Here is a 13,053-nt window from a genome sequence, read left to right as displayed (position 1 = left end):
TGAGACAACGGCCCGCTGGTTGGCCTCCGTGGCCCCCGGCCGGTTAGGTTGCCCTCATGACCGACTCGACTGCTTCTCGCACCACCGGCGCCGTCGCCGCCGGCCTTGCCACCATCGCCTCCGACGGCACCGTCCTCGACACCTGGTTCCCGGCGCCCGAGCTGGTCGAGCAGCCCGGCCCCGCCGGCACCGAGCGGCTCAGCGCCGAGCAGGCCGCCCAGCTCCTCGGCGGCGGCGCGACCGCGGCGACCGGCCCGGACGCCCGCCGGGGCGTCGAGGTGGTCGCGGTCCGCACGGTCATCGCCTCCCTGGACGAGAAGCCGATCGACGCGCACGACGTCTACCTGCGTCTGCACCTGCTCTCGCACCGCCTGGTCAGGCCGCACGGCCAGAGCCTGGACGGCATCTTCGGCCACCTCGCCAACGTCGCCTGGACCTCGCTCGGCCCGGTCGCCGTGGACGACGTCGAGAAGGTGCGCCTCAACGCCCGCGCCGAGGGCCTGCACCTCCAGGTCACCTCGATCGACAAGTTCCCGCGCATGACGGACTACGTCGCCCCCAAGGGCGTGCGCATCGCCGACGCCGACCGGGTCCGCCTCGGCGCGCACCTCGCCGAGGGCACCACCGTCATGCACGAGGGCTTCGTCAACTTCAACGCCGGCACGCTCGGCACCTCCATGGTCGAGGGCCGCATCTCCGCCGGTGTCGTCGTCGGCGACGGCTCGGACATCGGCGGCGGCGCCTCCACCATGGGCACGCTGTCCGGCGGCGGCAACGTGATCATCTCCATCGGCGAGCGCTGCCTGATCGGCGCCGAGGCCGGCGTCGGCATCGCGCTGGGCGACGAGTGCGTGGTCGAGGCGGGCCTGTACGTCACCGCCGGCACCCGCGTCACCATGCCCGACGGCCAGATCGTCAAGGCCCGCGACCTGAACGGCGCGTCCAACATCCTCTTCCGCCGCAATTCGGTCACCGGCTCGGTGGAGGCCCGCCCGAACAACGCGGTCTGGGGCGGCCTGAACGACATCCTGCACAGCCACAACTGACCGGCACGCGCACGCGAGCGCCCTTCCACCGGCGGGTGGAAGGGCGCTCGCGTGCGTCGGGGCGTGCGTGTCAGGGGACGATGCTGAGCGCCCGGTAGGCGTAGCCGTCCTGCTCGAAGCCCGGGGCTTCCCAGTGGAGGTTCACCCGTTGGCCCGGGGAGAGGGTGCGGAAGCCCTCCATCCGGATGTGGGAGTAGTGGGCCCAGCATCCCCCCGGTGTCTCGGGCGAGTCGAGGACGCCCCACCCCTCCTCCTCGCGCCATTCGCGGACCGTCGCAGTCACCATGGGGGAACCCTACGGAATGTGCCGGGCGGCGACGAGGTCGTCGTACGTCGCCCGCAGGGTTGTCGTCGTCGGTCCGTCGGCGGGGCGCAGGGGTGGGCGGACGGGACCGGCGGGGAGGGCCAGGGTGGCCAGGAGGGCCTTGGCGGTGACCGTGCCGGGGAGGTCGGTGGCCATCATGCGGGCGATGAGGGGCGTCAGGCCGAGCTGGAGGAGGGTCGCCCGGGCCGTGTCGCCGGCGTCGAAGGCGTCCAGGACCGCGCGGATGTGGCGGGGGGCCACGTTCGCCACCGTGCTGACGCAGCCCGCCGCGCCGACCGCGTACAGCGCGAGATTGTGCTCGTCGCAGCCGGCGTAGTACGCCAGGCCCGTCGCGGCCAGGACCTTCTGGGCGGCGAGGAAGTCGTAGGAACAGTCCTTCACCGCCACGATCCGGGGGTGCTCCGCGAGGCGCAGCATCGTGTCCGGTGCGATGCGGGTGCCGGTGCGGGCCGGGATGTCGTACAGCATCACCGGCAGGCCGGTCGCGTCCGCCACCTCCAGGAAGTGGGCCTCGATCGCGTCCTGCGGCGGCCGGCTGTAGTACGGCGTCACCAGCAGGACGCCGTCCGCGCCCGCCTTCTCCGCCTCCAGGGCCAGCCGCACCGTGTGACGGGTGTCCGCGGTGCCGGCCCCGGCGACGACCGGCACCCGCTCGCCCACCGCCTCGCGCACCGCGCGGATCAGGTCCGCCTTCTCCGCGTCGCTCGTCGTCGGTGACTCGCCCGTCGTCCCGGAGAGCACCAAGCCCTCGCACCCCTGCGCCACCAGATGCGCGGCCAGCCGCTGCGCGCCGGCCACGTCGAGGGCGCCCTCCTCGGTGAAGGGCGTGATCATCGCGCACAGGGCGCGGCCGAAGGGAGGTGCGGAGGAGGCTGAGTACGTCATGGGAGTAGTGTCGGCAGCCCGATCGTGAAGCTCCACTTAAATCTGCTACGAGGTATGGGTAAGCGATGCTGCGGGGTGGGGGGCCAGGGGAGTCCGATAGCCGCCCTATGTCCAAGTCGGCCCCTGATGAGTCACCATGGCTTTCAGAACGGTCATGCACCCACCGCTCATGGAGGCGTCATGAAGCTCGGCAAGGCACTGGCCACCGGCGTCGCGGAGGAAGAGCCGCAGATCCGCGACGAGGAACCCGAACCCACCCAGGAGATCACGGACCGGGAGATCTCCGTGCCCGAAGAGGTGCCCGCCGCCCGATGAGGCTGCGGCTCCCGCAGGAGCGCCCGCCCGAGCCGCCCACCGGATACAAGATCGCCCACCCGGTGCTCTCCCAGGACGGCACCCGGGCCGGCTTCACCGGAATCTCGCTCGGCGGGGCGCTCCCGTACGGCGTCCTGGCCGAGGCGTCCTGCGTCTACGGCCGCCGGCACCGGCCGCCCGCCCGGCTGTGCGACTGCGGCTTCCACAGCGTGCACGAGCGTGCCGACGCCGAAGCCCTGCTCAGCACCACCGAGCACCGGGCGGCCGTCCTGCTCCAGGTGTCGGTCCTCGGCGCCTACATCCGCTTCGAGCGCGGTTTCCGCAGCGCCCGCCAGCGGGTGCGCACGGCGACCGTCGGGCCGTGCGCCTGCGGCGCCCCCGCCGTGGCGCTGGCCGACGCCGGCTGGGGCCGGCCCGGGTGGCGCGCGCTCGCCCCGTCCTGCGCGGGATGCGTCCGGGCGCGTACGTCCCTGTCGCCCGCCGCGTTCGCCCGGCTGGCCGGGGAGGGGCTGCGGGTGGTGGGCGCGGTCGGCGGGGAGGCCCGCCGGGAGCCCGGCGACGGGCTCGACGTGCCCGAACTCGTCGCCGAGGCGGCCCTGTTGCAGGCCCGGCTCGACTGGTTCCAGACCCAGCTGGCCCGGCTCGGCGAGCGCGGCCCCGGGAGCGCGCCGCAGGGATAGCGGGGACGGAGGGCGCGGCGCTGCGGCCGCCCCGGCCGGGGCCCCGGGTCGCCGGGGCGCCCCCCTGCCCGGTCCTCGTGTCGCTGGGTCGCCCGCACCAGACGGTCCCCGCACCAGCCGGTCCCCGCATCGCCGGGGCGCCCGCACCAGGCCGGGTCCCCGCGTCGCCGGGGCGCCCGCACCCGGCCGGGTCCCCGCGTCGCCGGGGCGCCCGCGCGGACCGGGCTCCGCGCGGCCGGGGGCGGTTCGCGCGGGCCGTCTAGTGACGGCCGGTCAGGGTACCCGGGAGTCTCCGTGACCGAGAGGAGGCGGAACACCGTGACCGGGACCTTGGACACCCGGCCCGTGCACGAGGAGCGACGGGCCTCGCACGAAACCGCACACCACTCCGTCGGCGACCTCGTCGGGCAGGCCACCGAGCAGCTTTCCCGCCTGGTGCGGCAGGAGATCGGCCTGGCCAAGGAGGAACTGGCCGAGAAGGGCCGGCGCGCCGGACGCGGCGGTGGACTGCTGGGCGGCGCCGGGGCCTTCGCCTACGCCGGGCTGCTCGCCGCCGCGGGCACGGCGATCGCCGCGCTGTCGCTGGCGCTGCCCGTGTGGGCCGCCGCGCTGATCGTGACGGCGCTGCTGTTCGCGGTCGCCGGCCTGCTGGCCGCCGCCGGCCGTGCCCAGCTGCGCCGTGCCGCGCCGCCCGCGCCCCAGCAGGCGCTCGGCAGCGTCAGGGCCGATGTGGAGGAGATCAGGGAAAGGGCGCATCGATGACGGACCCGAGGAACGACCCTCCCGGCAAGGCCGCCCGGGGAGCCAAAGGCCCCGACGAGCTGCGGCGGCAGATCGCCGAGACACGCAGCCAGCTCGGGGCGACGGTCGAGGAACTGGCCGCGAAGGCGGACGTGAAGGGGCGGGCCCGGGCCCGCGCCGCCGACCTGCGCGACAAGGCCGGCGCCATGACGGTCCAGCTGCGCAGCAGCGCGGCGCAGGCCGGGCACGCGGTACAGCACAAGGCGTCCCACGTCGGCCACACGGTCCAGGAACGGGCGTCCCACATGGGCCACACGGTCCAGGAGCGGGCCTCCCGCGCCGGCCACGCCGCGCAGGACCGGGCGGCCCACGGCCGGCACAGCGTCGAGCGGCAGCTCCCGCGGCCGGTGCAGACCGTCTACGCGACCGGGCGGCGCCATCCGGGGCTGGCCTGGGCCACCCTGGCGGCGCTCACCGCGGCCGGCGCCTGGGGAGCCTGGCGGGCGTACCGGCACATGGACTAGCCGAAGACGAGCGAAGCAGTCGATGACGAGCGAAGCAGTCGAAGAAGAGCGAAGCAGTCGAAGAAGAGTGAAGCAGCCGAAGACGCGGCTGCGGCGGGTCGCGGCCCGGGCCGGGGTGCACATCCGGCCCGGGCCGCGGGACGTCTTCCGATACGGCCCGCCTACCGCACGTCTTCCCCGACGCCCTTGACCTCGACAGCACTTGAGGTTGAAAGGTGATCCCTGCACGCATTCGCTGCCGATCACCGGAGGCCGTCATGACCCGTCGTACCGATGCCCACCCCGACCCGACCGACCCGCGCGCCGGCGCGCCCTTCTTCAGCACCTGGCGGGTCGGCACGCCCGAGCGGCAGCGGCTGACCGTGGAGGCGATCGCGCGGACCTGGGAGCGGCGGCCCTGGCCCACCGGCGACCTGCTGAGCTACCACGTCTACACCGGCCACGACGGCTCCACGCTGATGCACCACTCGCAGTGGGCGAGCGAGCAGGCGTACGAGGCGTTCGTGCGCACCCGGCGCCAGGAACGGGTGGACGAGATCGACACGGCCGTGCCGGACATCGAGCGGCTGGGACTCGACCGCTACCGGCACCACCGCAGCCGTGAGCGCGCCGCGGACGACACACGGGTGCCCGGACTGATCGTCGCCGTGCGGATCGACTTCGACCCGGCCGCCGCCGACGAGCGGCGCCACTGGATCGACCTGGTGCTGAAGGCCCTCGACGACGACCCCGTCGGCCACCGTGGCCTGATCTCCGCCCACTTCCACCTCAGCACGGACGGCGGGCACGTCCTCAACTACGCCGAGTGGGAGAGCGAGCGCGCCTACGACGAGGTGCTCGCCGCCCCCGGTGCGGGCATCGGCGCGCCCACCGAGCAGTGGGAGCGGGTGCGGACGTACCCGGCCGTGACCGGGTTCACCCCCACCCGCTACCGGCACGCCCTCGGTCTCCTCCCCGCCTGACCCCGTCGGCACGGGGGAGGAGACCGGCGCCCGCCCTTACGGGTGGAAGCGCAGCACCTGCGGGTCGTGGTCGCTGATCTGGTCGTGGAACTCCGAGTTCAGGTGCACGCTGTCGTACTCGAAGTCACAGCCGCGCCGGATCGCCGGGCTGATCAGGATCTGGTCCAGCACCTGGCTGTTGCCCTGGTAGTCGTACGTGTACCGCTCGCTCCGCGGCAGCGACTTGATCGCCGACCACAGCTCGCCGTCGCCCTCGAGGATCTTCGCGGTGTCGGAGAACTCGAAGTCGTTGAGGTCGCCGAGCGCGATGACGTCCGCGTTCTTCTGCACCGCGAGCAGGCTCTTGACGAAGGTGTTGACCTCCGCCGCCTGCTGGTGGCGCTGCGTCTCGGAGCTGCGCACCGGCGGCTGGTACTGGGAGGTCAGCCCCTGGTCGCCGCCCTTGGAGGCGAAGTGGTTGGCGATCACGAAGACCGTGCGGCCGCGGAAGACGAACTCGCCGGCCAGCGGCTTGCGGCTGGACTTCCAGGCGTCGGACGCCGGGTCGATCCGGCCGGGGGAGACGGTGAGCGCCGCCTTGCCGTGCTCCCGGGTCACACCGACGGCGGTGGCCGCGTCGCCGCCGGGGCGGTCGGTGAACGACACCCGCTCGGGGTTGAACAGGAACACCTGGCGGATGTTGCCGCCGGGCTCGCCGCCGTCGGTGTCGTTGGACGGGTCGATGGAACGCCAGTCGTAGCGCGGGCCGCCGGCGGCGACGATCGCGTCGATCAGCTTGTTCACCGTCACGTCGGCGGCGGTCGTGCCGTCGTCCTTGGCGCCGTTGTTGTCCTGGATCTCCTCCAGGGACACGATGTCGGGCGACTGGAGGTTGTTCACGATCGCGGAGGCGTGCGCGGCGAAGGTGCCGTCCGACGGGTCGAGGTTCTCGACGTTGTAGGTGGCGACGGCCAGTTCGCCGTTCTTCTGCTTGCGTGTGGTCTCGCGCTCCAGGCCGCCGCTCTGCAGGGTGCCGAGGCTGTTCGCGACGAGGGTGTAGCCGCCGAACTGGTTGTAGTCGAGCGGGCCGGTGGTGGTGCCGGTGAGGGTGTCGCCGACGTTCGCGACGGGGAAGGCCGAGGTCGGGCCCAGGGACTGGATCTGCAGGCGGCCGGTGTTCTGGGAGTCGTAGGAGCCGTAGACGGTGCCGCCGCGGCGGTCGGCGTGCTCGTGCGGCTTCACCGTGACCCACAGCTCGGTGTACGGGTCGCTGGCGCCGACCACGCGGGTGTCGGCGACCTGGACGTTCATGCCCTCCAGGGACTCGTAGTAGTCCAGGGCGTACTGCGCGGGCCGCAGCGGCAGGGTGTTGACCGAGTTGCTCGCGGCGCTGTCCCCGGCGGGCGCGTACGCGTCCGGGACGGAGCGGGCGTCCACGACCACCGGGGCCGGGACCGCGTTGCCGCTGGAGACCACGGTCACCGCCGGCTTGGTGATCTCGGTGATCGACTGGTTGCCGGAGGAGGTGCCGCCGGGGACGTACTCCGACACTGTGCCGGACACCTTCACCGCGTCGCCGACGGCCACACCCTTGGGCGTGGAGCTGGTGAAGACGAAGACGCCCTCGCTGGTCGCGGGGTTGTCGTCCGCGTTCGGGTCCTGGATCCAGAAGCCCTTCGACGAGCCGTAGGTGCGTATGCCGGTGATGATTCCGGCCACATCCGTGACCTTCTGGCCCGCGTAGGGGGAGGTCCGGGTCGTGCCCTGGATGTCGTGGATGCGCACCGAGTCGGCGTGCGCGGCGGAGCTGAGGACGACGGTGGACGCCGCGGAGCACACGGCGGCGACGGTGAGCGCGGCGAGACGCGCGGACGACTTGCTCGGCAAGGGATTCCCTCCGGGGACGTGACTTCAGGCGCCGGGACGAGGGTGGAGCAGGAGCGGCGCATGACGCGCGTAGAAGCGAGTGAACGGTCGTTCCCTTCTTTCTACGCGCGTCAATTTCCAGCCTGGCCGGGGCGGTTGTCAAGGTTTCGGCCATGTACGGCCGGCGACGGAGAGATGAACCGGGCGGCATGGGTAGAAACCCGTCTAGGCTGAACGGCAGAGTGGTACATCGCGTCCTAGGAGAACCAGCCCATGTCAGACAGCTCCCCCCTGCCCCCGGTCCGGCTGACCCCGGAAGCGGAGCTGGCGCGGGACGCCCTGTCCACGCCGCTGCTCGCCCGGGCCGCGAAACTCGCCCGCTGGGCCGGGCCCGACACCCGTGTGGACGCCGGGGGCGGCCTGGTGGAGGAGCAGCTCGAGGGCGCCGCCGAGGCGCTCGGGCTGACCGGGGACGACGCGGCGGCGTACGCGAGCGAGGCCTGGCGGGTCGCCGTAGACACCGGGCTCGTGGAGATCACCGACGAGGAGGCCGGCACCGTGGCCGCCGGGCCGGACCTGGCGCTGCTCACCGGCTCGCCGCAGGACGTGCTCGGCCTCTGGCTCGGCGCCCTGGAGACGGTGATCGCGGACGCGAGCGTGCCCGACCTCGACGACCTGGTCGACGCGCTCGACGAGGGCGCGGAGGTCGACTTCTCGCAGCTGGAGTGGGACCCCGAGGCGGAGGCCGCGTTCCTCGACGGCGTCCTCGGCAACCTCTATCTGCTGTCCGTGAGCGAGGACGGGCCCGGCGACGGACCGGTGCCGCTGCCCGCGCTCGCCGCGTCGATGATCGTGCCCGGCGACATGGGCGAGCCCACCAACGACATGCTGGAGCAGGTCTCCGACGCGATGATGCGTCTTGACGACCAGTTCCGGCTGCTGGAGCCGGTCGGGCTGGTCGAGTACCAGCCGGTCGACGAGGCCCTGATGGCGGACGCCGACGAGGAGCCCGCCGCGCCCGTCGACGACACCGACGTCGCCCGCTACGGCATGGTCCGGCTCACCCCGCTCGGCCGGTACGGGCTGCGGGCCCGGCTGCTGGAGGCCGGGTTCACGGTGCCGGTCGTCGGCGAACTCGCCGACAAGGGCGCCGACGCGCTGCTCGACGGCACCGCCCACTACGGCCCGCGGTCCGCCGGCGCCGAGACCGAGCTGTGGCTGTCCCGGCGCGAACCCCTCACCGCCGCGCGGGAATTGCTCGCCGCGGCGCGCGGCAGCGACGCCGGCGCCCCGCTGCGGCGGCTGCGCTGCCAGGAGGCGCTGTCCCTCGTCGGTACGGCCGCCGAGCCGGCCCTGCGGGAAGTGCTGGACGACCCGGAACTGGGCGGACTGGCCCGGGTCTGGCTCACCGAGCACGGCGCGCAGGACGTGCCCGCGCCCTCCCCGGACCTGATCTTCTGGCTCACCATCGACACCGTCGCCGCCCAGCTCGCCGCCGAGGGCAACTCCGAGGAACTCCAGGGCCTGGTGGAGGGCCTGGCCGCCCAGCACGACGGCTTCTTCGCCGCCGCCTGGCGCGTCGACCACCCCGCCACGGCCGACGTACTGGAGGCGATGGGGCGGCTGCACCCCGACAAGAAGGTCGCCAAGGAGGCGCGGAAGGCCGCGTTCAAGGCGCGCTCGGCGCACGGCGCCTGAGCGCCTGCCCCACCGCACGACCGGGCCCCCGCCGCTTGCCGCGCGGGGGCCCTTTCGTGCGTCCGGCGGACGGGGCCGTGCGGCGCGCGGGCAGTGCGGTGGCCCGCGGGCGGGCCGAGCGGGAGCGCGGGCGCGGCGTTGCCGGATCACCGGCGGGCCCCGGACGGCGACACGGACGGCGACACGGACGGCGACACGGACGCGTGGAGGACGGCGCGGCGAGATCAGGGGCGCGGGCGTACGAGATCAAGGGCGGGGCCGATGGGGGAGCGCCCGTGCGGTCGTGCCGGATCACGTGCGCGCCCGTCCGGCCAGGGGCACGGGCGCAGCCGTACGCGAACTTGGGGGGATCCATACGGATTCATGGGCCGCGCCGTACGGATTCATGGAAGCGCACCCGGTCATGACGCCGCGCGTTCAACCCCCGTTCAGCCGCGGGCGCGACGGTGGCGCCGACGCAGAGGTCCGCCACCCTCCACGGAACACCCACCGTCTCAGGAGACACGCATGTCGCTCACCCGCAGGGACTTCGGCAGGAACACCGCGGCCACCGGGGCCGGGGTCGCCCTGGCCGGCGCCGTCGGCGCCCTGGCCAGCGCGCCCAACGCCCTCGCCTTCGCCGACACCGGGACCGAGACGGCGGACGAGGCGTCGGCCGACGCCCACCACGGAGTCGGCTACGGCCCGCTCCTGTCCGACCCGAAGGGCATCCTGGCCCTGCCCGCCGGTTTCTCCTACCGCGTCATCACCTACAGCGGGAAGACCACGCTGGAGTCCGGCGAGTCCACCCCGTCCAACCACGACGGCACCGCCACCTTCGACGGCCCGCGCGGCGCGACCCTGCTGGTCAACAACCACGAGCTCAAGGGCCCGCGGGCGAACTGGAAGTACCCGGTGCCGCTCACCGAGGGCCTCGTGTACGACCCGGCCGCCTCCGGTGGCTGCACGGTCGTCGAGGTGCGCCGCGACCACGTCGCCGAGTGGGTCGGCATCGCCGGCACCTCCACCAACTGCGCGGGCGGCCGCACCCCTTGGGACACCTGGCTCACCTGCGAGGAGACCGAGGACAAGGCCGGCCAGAACGGCATGACGAAGGACCACGGCTACGTCTTCGAGGTCGACCCCGAGGACCGGCGCGCCAACCGCGACCCGAAGCCCATCAAGGCGCTGGGCCGCTACGCCCACGAGGCTGTCGTCATCGACCCCAAGCGCGGCCACGCCTACCTCACCGAGGACGCCGCCGGCCCCAACGGCCTGCTCTACCGCTGGGTTCCGCCGCACGGCTTCGAGCACGGCCGCGGCAAGCTGCGCACCCTCGCCGCCGACGCCGGTGTGCTGCAGGCCTTCAAGTGCTTCGACTCCGGCGGCAAGTTCGTCGACGACCTCTCCCGCGCCACGAAGACCGGCACGGTCTACGGCGTCGACTGGGTCGACGTCCCCGACCGCGACGCGAAGACCGTCTCCGTGCGCAAGCAGTTCACCACCGGCCAGGTCACCCGCGCCCGCAAGCTGGAGGGCATGTGGTGGGGCGACGGCGGCGCCTACATCGTCTCCTCCTTCGCCCGTGACGAGAGCCCCGTCCAGCACGACGGGCAGGTCTGGTTCTACGACCCCAAGCGGCGCACCCTGACCCTGAAGGTGCTGCTCGGGGTGAACCCGGACCCGGCACAGGACGGCGCCTTCGACGGCCCCGACAACATCACCGTCTCCCCGTACGGCGGCCTCGTGATCGCCGAGGACGGCGAGGGCGTGCAGCACCTGTTCGGCGCCACCGAGAGCGGCCGCACCTACCCCATCGCCCGCAACGAGCTGAACCTCGGCACCGCCGAGGAGCCGCAGTACAGCGAGTTCACCGGCGTCACCTTCTCGCCCGACGGCCGGACGCTGTTCGCCAACATCCAGGAGCCGGGCATCATGCTGGCGATCACCGGGCCCTGGAAGCGCCAGAAGCGGTGACCCGTCTCCTGTGACGGGTGGGACACGACGGCCCGGACGAGCAGCGCATCCGCGCGGATCGTCCGGGCCGCGCCGTTCTCCGGCTCCCCGCATGGCTCTCCGGCCTCCCCGCACGACCTGGCCGAGCACGCGGGGGCATACCATGCGGAGAGGCTCCCCGGTCCCGCCCTCTCGCCAAGGAGTTGCTGGATGACGCAGGTCAAGCCCATGCGCGCGGACGCCCGGCGCAACTACGAGCGGTTGCTGACCGTGGCGGCGCAGGCCTTCGCCGAGCACGGGGAGGGCGCGTCGCTGGACGACATCGCCAAGCGGGCCGGGGTCGGGTCCGGCACGCTGTACCGGCACTTCCCCACACGTCAGGCGCTGCTGGAGGCGGCGTACGTGGACCGGGTCGAGGCGCTCGGAGCGCGGGCCGACGCCATCGCCCGGGAGCTGCCGCCCGGCCGGGCGCTGTGGCAGTGGCTGCGGGAACTCACCGAGGGCATGATCCAGGTCCGGGGCCTGAAGGCACTGCTGGGCTCCGCCGTCGCCGACGGCGGCTCCACGGCGGGCACGGCCTGCGGGACCCTGCTCAAGGGCGCCGGTGAACTCCTCGTCCGCGCGGCTCAGGCCGAGGGCACACTGCGCCCGGACGTCGAGCCGATCGACATCCTGCGGCTCGCCCACGGCATCGCGACGGCCTCGGAACTCGCCGACGACGCCGACCGGTGCATTCCGCGGTACCTGTCCCTGCTGACGGAAGGCCTGCGGACGCGCGGCTGAGAGCCCGGACGCGGGCGCCCCGCACGGGGGCGCCCGGCGTCGTACGGAACCCGCCGGATCGCCGGCGCTACAGGGACTCGGCCGCCGGCTTGACCATGTTGCGCACCGTGCGGGCCTTCACGAAGTCGCCCAGGGCCGTCATCTCCCACTCGCCGGAGAACTGGCGGATGAGCTTGGCCATCATCACGCCGGTCTGCGCCTCGGCGTGGGTGAGGTCGAAGCGGACCAGCTCCTCACCGGTGGCCGCGTCCAGCAGCCGGCAGTAGGCCTTGGCGACCTCGGTGAACTTCTGGCCGGAGAAGGAGTTCACCGTGAACACCAGGCCGGTGACCTCCTGCGGCAGCCGGCCCAGGTCGACGGTGATCACCTCGTCGTCGCCGCCGCCCTCACCGGTGAGGTTGTCACCGGAGTGCCGGATCGCGCCGCCCACGATCGTCAGCTTGCCGAAGTAGCAGCTGTCGATGTGGTTGCGCTGCGGGCCGTAGGCGATGACCGAGGCGTCCAGATCGATGTCCTTGCCCCGGTACGCGGGCTCCCAGCCGAGGCCCATCTGCACCTGGCTGAGCAGCGGGCGGCCGCCCTTGACCAGCGACACGGTCTGGTTCTTCTGCAGGCTGACGCGGCCCTTGTCGAGGTTGATCTTCCCGGCGCCGGGAGCGGGGGCGGCCGGTGCGGCCGGGGGAGCGGGGGGCGCGGCCGGGGCCTGGACCGGCGCGGGGGGCGCCGCCGGCTGCGGCGGGGCCACCGGCTGCGGGGCGGCCGCGGCGGGGGCGGGCTCCTCCACCGTCACACCGAAGTCCGTGGCGATGCCGGCCAGGCCGTCGGCGTACCCCTGGCCGACGGCGCGCGCCTTCCACTGGCCGCCGCGCTGGTAGATCTCCATGACGACCAGGGCCGTCTCGGCGCCCAGCTGCGGGGGCGTGAAGGTGGCCAGGACCGAGCCGTCGTCCGCGTTGCGCAGGGTGGCCGTCGGCTCGATGCCCTGGAAGGTCTGCCCGGCGGCGTCCGGGCTGGCGGTGACGACCACCTTCTCGATGCCCGGCGGCAGCGCGGCCGTGTCGACCGTGATCGCGTCCGGGGCCGTGCCGCCGCCCGAGCGGTAGGCCACGCCCGGGCCGGCGGGCTGGTTGTAGAAGATGAAGTCGGCGTCGGAGCGCACCTTGCCGTCGGCGGTGAGCAGCAGGCCCGACACGTCGAGCCGCACCGGAGCGGCGACGTCCACCGTCACGCGCGCGGCCGGCAGAGGGATGTTCGAGCCAGGGGTCATAGCTGTCATGCCGGGTGAACGAACGACACCCCTTTACCGTTCCCTTA

The 13,053-nt window shown here is 73.4% G+C and carries 13 protein-coding genes; 9 read left to right on the top strand and 4 right to left on the bottom strand.

Annotated elements, in window-relative coordinates; translation table 11 throughout:
• Positions 1-56: 56 nt before the first annotated feature.
• Positions 57-1,046 (top strand): 2,3,4,5-tetrahydropyridine-2,6-dicarboxylate N-succinyltransferase, encoded by a 990-nt coding sequence (dapD, locus tag AC0B9F_RS00205; RefSeq protein ID WP_471997903.1) that lies wholly within the window; start codon positions 57-59, stop codon positions 1,044-1,046.
• A gap of 70 nt (positions 1,047-1,116) precedes the next feature.
• Here the strand turns inward: dapD and AC0B9F_RS00200 are convergent, their stop codons facing one another.
• Both AC0B9F_RS00200 and dapA read right to left on the bottom strand, forming a co-directional pair.
• The gene (locus tag AC0B9F_RS00200) at positions 1,117-1,332 is read right to left on the bottom strand and encodes a cold-shock protein (protein WP_471997902.1); all 216 of its coding nucleotides are present in this window, start codon (positions 1,330-1,332) and stop codon (positions 1,117-1,119) included.
• A gap of 9 nt (positions 1,333-1,341) precedes the next feature.
• Entirely contained in the window at positions 1,342-2,256 is a 915-nt protein-coding gene (dapA, locus tag AC0B9F_RS00195) for a 4-hydroxy-tetrahydrodipicolinate synthase (RefSeq protein WP_471997901.1), read from the bottom strand.
• Between the two features lie 180 nt (positions 2,257-2,436).
• On the opposite strand from dapA, the gene AC0B9F_RS00190 reads away from it, so the two are divergent.
• From AC0B9F_RS00190 to AC0B9F_RS00170, 5 genes are all read left to right on the top strand, one after another.
• Entirely contained in the window at positions 2,437-2,571 is a 135-nt protein-coding gene (locus AC0B9F_RS00190; RefSeq protein WP_471997900.1) for a hypothetical protein, read from the top strand.
• On the top strand, positions 2,568-3,251 hold the full coding sequence (locus AC0B9F_RS00185; RefSeq protein ID WP_471997898.1) for a hypothetical protein: 684 nt from the start codon (positions 2,568-2,570) through the stop codon (positions 3,249-3,251). Before AC0B9F_RS00190 ends, AC0B9F_RS00185 begins: the two co-directional genes overlap by 4 nt.
• 318 nt (positions 3,252-3,569) lie before the next feature.
• Positions 3,570-4,013 carry a phage holin family protein gene (locus AC0B9F_RS00180; protein WP_471997897.1) on the top strand — a complete coding sequence of 148 codons (444 nt, stop codon included), beginning with the start codon at positions 3,570-3,572 and terminating at the stop codon, positions 4,011-4,013.
• Positions 4,010-4,516, top strand: a complete 507-nt coding sequence (locus tag AC0B9F_RS00175) for a DUF3618 domain-containing protein (RefSeq protein ID WP_471997896.1) — start codon at positions 4,010-4,012, stop codon at positions 4,514-4,516. The genes AC0B9F_RS00180 and AC0B9F_RS00175 overlap by 4 nt, the downstream gene beginning before the upstream one ends.
• A 257-nt stretch (positions 4,517-4,773) precedes the next feature.
• The gene (locus AC0B9F_RS00170; RefSeq protein ID WP_471997895.1) at positions 4,774-5,478 is read left to right on the top strand and encodes an antibiotic biosynthesis monooxygenase; all 705 of its coding nucleotides are present in this window, start codon (positions 4,774-4,776) and stop codon (positions 5,476-5,478) included.
• Between the two features lie 36 nt (positions 5,479-5,514).
• Here the strand turns inward: AC0B9F_RS00170 and AC0B9F_RS00165 are convergent, their stop codons facing one another.
• Positions 5,515-7,344 carry an endonuclease/exonuclease/phosphatase family protein gene (locus tag AC0B9F_RS00165; RefSeq protein ID WP_471997894.1) on the bottom strand — a complete coding sequence of 610 codons (1,830 nt, stop codon included), beginning with the start codon at positions 7,342-7,344 and terminating at the stop codon, positions 5,515-5,517.
• A 252-nt stretch (positions 7,345-7,596) separates the two neighbouring features.
• Here AC0B9F_RS00165 and AC0B9F_RS00160 point away from each other — a divergent pair, with 252 nt between their 5' ends.
• The 3 genes from AC0B9F_RS00160 (at position 7,597) to AC0B9F_RS00150 (ending at position 11,739) form a co-directional block, all read left to right on the top strand.
• Positions 7,597-9,021 (top strand): hypothetical protein, encoded by a 1,425-nt coding sequence (locus AC0B9F_RS00160; protein WP_471997893.1) that lies wholly within the window; start codon positions 7,597-7,599, stop codon positions 9,019-9,021.
• 507 nt (positions 9,022-9,528) lie between these two features.
• Positions 9,529-10,977, top strand: coding sequence for an alkaline phosphatase PhoX (locus tag AC0B9F_RS00155; protein ID WP_471997892.1), 1,449 nt, complete (start codon positions 9,529-9,531; stop codon positions 10,975-10,977).
• A gap of 189 nt (positions 10,978-11,166) precedes the next feature.
• Complete coding sequence (locus AC0B9F_RS00150; RefSeq protein WP_471997891.1) at positions 11,167-11,739, top strand: TetR/AcrR family transcriptional regulator; 573 nt, start codon at positions 11,167-11,169, stop codon at positions 11,737-11,739.
• Between the two features lie 67 nt (positions 11,740-11,806).
• Here AC0B9F_RS00150 and AC0B9F_RS00145 read toward each other — a convergent pair whose 3' ends face one another.
• On the bottom strand, positions 11,807-13,006 hold the full coding sequence (locus tag AC0B9F_RS00145) for a TerD family protein (RefSeq protein ID WP_471997889.1): 1,200 nt from the start codon (positions 13,004-13,006) through the stop codon (positions 11,807-11,809).
• Positions 13,007-13,053: the final 47 nt, after the last annotated feature.

This window comes from Streptomyces sp. NPDC097129 (assembly GCF_055668065.1).
This window is presented reverse-complemented; position numbering and strand designations above follow the sequence as displayed.

What these genes read in the sequence shown, in the direction of transcription:
- dapD (WP_471997903.1), top strand. Translation starts at nt 57, where the DNA reads ATGACCGACTCGACTGCTTCTCGCACCACCGGCGCCGTCGCCGCCGGC.
- AC0B9F_RS00150 (WP_471997891.1), top strand. Translation starts at nt 11,167, where the DNA reads ATGACGCAGGTCAAGCCCATGCGCGCGGACGCCCGGCGCAACTACGAG.
- AC0B9F_RS00175 (WP_471997896.1), top strand. Translation starts at nt 4,010, where the DNA reads ATGACGGACCCGAGGAACGACCCTCCCGGCAAGGCCGCCCGGGGAGCC.
- AC0B9F_RS00190 (WP_471997900.1), top strand. Translation starts at nt 2,437, where the DNA reads ATGAAGCTCGGCAAGGCACTGGCCACCGGCGTCGCGGAGGAAGAGCCG.
- AC0B9F_RS00145 (WP_471997889.1), bottom strand. Translation starts at nt 13,006, where the DNA reads ATGACCCCTGGCTCGAACATCCCTCTGCCGGCCGCGCGCGTGACGGTG.
- dapA (WP_471997901.1), bottom strand. Translation starts at nt 2,256, where the DNA reads ATGACGTACTCAGCCTCCTCCGCACCTCCCTTCGGCCGCGCCCTGTGC.
- AC0B9F_RS00155 (WP_471997892.1), top strand. Translation starts at nt 9,529, where the DNA reads ATGTCGCTCACCCGCAGGGACTTCGGCAGGAACACCGCGGCCACCGGG.
- AC0B9F_RS00200 (WP_471997902.1), bottom strand. Translation starts at nt 1,332, where the DNA reads ATGGTGACTGCGACGGTCCGCGAATGGCGCGAGGAGGAGGGGTGGGGC.
- AC0B9F_RS00185 (WP_471997898.1), top strand. Translation starts at nt 2,568, where the DNA reads ATGAGGCTGCGGCTCCCGCAGGAGCGCCCGCCCGAGCCGCCCACCGGA.
- AC0B9F_RS00160 (WP_471997893.1), top strand. Translation starts at nt 7,597, where the DNA reads ATGTCAGACAGCTCCCCCCTGCCCCCGGTCCGGCTGACCCCGGAAGCG.
- AC0B9F_RS00170 (WP_471997895.1), top strand. Translation starts at nt 4,774, where the DNA reads ATGACCCGTCGTACCGATGCCCACCCCGACCCGACCGACCCGCGCGCC.